The organism is Inquilinus sp. OTU3971 (assembly GCF_038440215.1).
The window spans coordinates 1-2,364 of record NZ_JASATH010000386.1 but is presented as its reverse complement, the minus strand read 5'-3'; the positions used below and the strand labels follow the sequence as shown (position 1 = coordinate 2,364).

The window sequence follows — 2,364 nt, the reverse complement described above, 5'->3', positions numbered from 1 at the left end:
GGTGTCGGGCGACGCGTAAAACTGGCCCCGTTTCGCCTTGAGGAACTGGACCCTCCTCCAGCGCGAGGAGGTCCTGATGGACGAGGATATGATGAAGTTCTGCCCCGATCACGTGGTGGATCGGGGGGAGCAGATGAGAGAGCCGGACGAGGTCGCGGCGATGCTCCGGCTCAAGGCTTTGGGCTGGGGTGTTCGGCGGATCGCGCGGGAGCTTGGCTGCAGCCACATGACGGTGCGGCGGTATCTCGCTGCGGGCGGCTGGACGGCATACCAGAAGCCGGAGCGGCCCAGGATGCTGGACGGCCTTGAGGACTGGCTCGCCGAGCGGTTCCGCCAGCACCGGGGCAACGCCGACGTGGTGCGACAGGAGCTGGCGCGCGAGCACGGTCTGGTCGTCAGCTTGCGGACGGTGGAGCGCGCGGTGGCGCCGCTGCGGCAGGCCCTGCAGGCCGAGGCGCGGGCGACGGTCCGGTTCGAGACGCCGCCGGGGCGCCAGCTGCAGATCGACTTCGGCGAGACGCGGGTGGTGATCGGGGGCGAGGCGACGCGGCTGTATCTGTTCGTGGCGACGCTGGGCTACTCGCGCCGCTGCTACGTGCAGGCCTTTCGCCACGAGCGGCAGTCGGCCTGGTTCGACGGCGTCGAAGGCGCCTTCGCGCACTTCGGCGGGATCGTGCAGGAGGTCCTGCTCGACAACGCCCGCGCCCTGGTCGACCACCATGACGCGGCCACGCGCGAGGTGCGGTTCAATGCGCGGTTCCAGGCCTTCGCCAGATACTGGGGGTTCAGGCCGCGTGCCTGCGCGCCGTACCGGGCCCGGACCAAGGGCAAGGACGAGCGCGGCGTCGGCTACGTGAAGCGCAATGCGATTGCCGGCCACATCTTCGCCAGCTGGGCGGCGCTGGAGGCGCACCTGGTCTGGTGGATGCGGGAGATCGCCGACGAGCGCGTTCACGGCACGACGGGCGAGCCGCCGGTGCAGCGGTTCCGGCGCGAGGAGGCTTCCGCCCTCCGTCCCATCGCCGGCCGGCCGCCCTTCCGCCAGGTGCGGGATCTCGCACGCCGGGTGCAGTCGGATTGCTGCATCGAGGTGGACACCAACGCCTACAGCGTGCCCTGGCGGCTGATCGGCGAGACCGTGCGGGCGGTGATCGCCGGCGGCCGGATCAGCATCCGGCACGGCGGCCAGGAGGTGGCGGTCCATCCCGAATGCGCCGGCCGCCGGCAGCGGCTGATCGAGCCCGCGCACTTCAGCGGCATGTCGCCGGTCTCGAGCCTGCTGCGCTCCGCCGCGCCGCCGCGCGAGGCGCCGCCCCCGGCGGCGCTGCTGCGGCCGCTGGCGGAGTACGAGCAGCTGGTCGGGGGAGGCTGGTGATGGTCGACCATGACGAGCTCCTCGACAGGCTCACGCGGCTGAAGCTGACCGCCATTCGCGACCAGCTCGACAGCCTCCTGGACGAGGCCGCCCGGCGCGAGCTGACGCTGCGCGAAGCGGTCGCCTTCCTCTGCGAGCGCGAGATCGCCCGCAAGGACGAGCGGCGGGTCGAGATGGCCAGCAAGATCGCCCACTTCCCGACGATGCGCGATCTCGGCAGCTTCGACTTCAGCGCCCAGCCGTCGGTCGATCCGGGCCAGATCCGCGATCTCGCCGCCTGCCGCTGGATCGCCCATGGCGACGCCCTGCTGCTCTTGGGCCCGCCCGGCGTCGGCAAGACCCATCTGGCCATCGCGCTTGGACGCGAAGCCATCCGCGCCGGCTACTCGGTCCTCTTCGTCGCCGCCACCGCCCTGGTCGCGGCGCTCGCCAAGGCGCATGTCGAGGGCCGGCTCGAGGAGCGCTTGGCCTTCTACGCCAAGCCGAAGCTGCTGATCATCGACGAGCTCGGTTATCTGCCGTTCGAGCCGAACGCCGCGCATCTGTTCTTCCAGCTCGTCTCCCGCCGCTACGAGCGCGGCAGCCTGCTGATCACCTCCAACCGCTCCGTCGGCGAATGGGGCGAGGTCTTCGGCGACCCGGTCGTGGCCACCGCCATCCTCGACCGGCTGCTGCACCACAGCCACGTCCTCACCATCCGCGGCGACAGCTACCGGCTGCGCGAGAAACGCCGCGCCGGCCTGATCAAGCCCGGCACCCTCAAACCGGAGACCGTCGCATGACGCACCCCCGCCCCCGGCCCCCCACCCCCGCGGCTCAACCCCGGGGGCCCACAGGGACCTCCCGCGCTTCGCTACGCCAGCCGCGCGGAGGCGCTCCGCTACGCGCGGGTCCCTCCTGTGGACTCCGGGGATGAGCCGCAACCAACCATGACGAGGGGGGCCAGTTCTCCCTGACGACAGGGGTCCAGTTCCGGATGTCGCTTGATA

The 2,364-nt window shown here is 71.3% G+C and carries 2 protein-coding genes; both read left to right on the top strand.

Annotation, left to right across the window (positions count from 1 at the left end; translation table 11 throughout):
* Positions 1 to 76 precede the first annotated feature (76 nt).
* The gene (istA, locus tag AAHM41_RS39935; RefSeq protein WP_342242206.1) at positions 77 to 1,375 is read left to right on the top strand and encodes an IS21 family transposase; all 1,299 of its coding nucleotides are present in this window, start codon (positions 77 to 79) and stop codon (positions 1,373 to 1,375) included.
* Positions 1,375 to 2,157 carry an IS21-like element helper ATPase IstB gene (gene istB, locus AAHM41_RS39930; protein WP_342242205.1) on the top strand — a complete coding sequence of 261 codons (783 nt, stop codon included), beginning with the start codon at positions 1,375 to 1,377 and terminating at the stop codon, positions 2,155 to 2,157. Before istA ends, istB begins: the two co-directional genes overlap by 1 nt.
* The last annotated feature ends 207 nt before the right edge of the window (positions 2,158 to 2,364 follow it).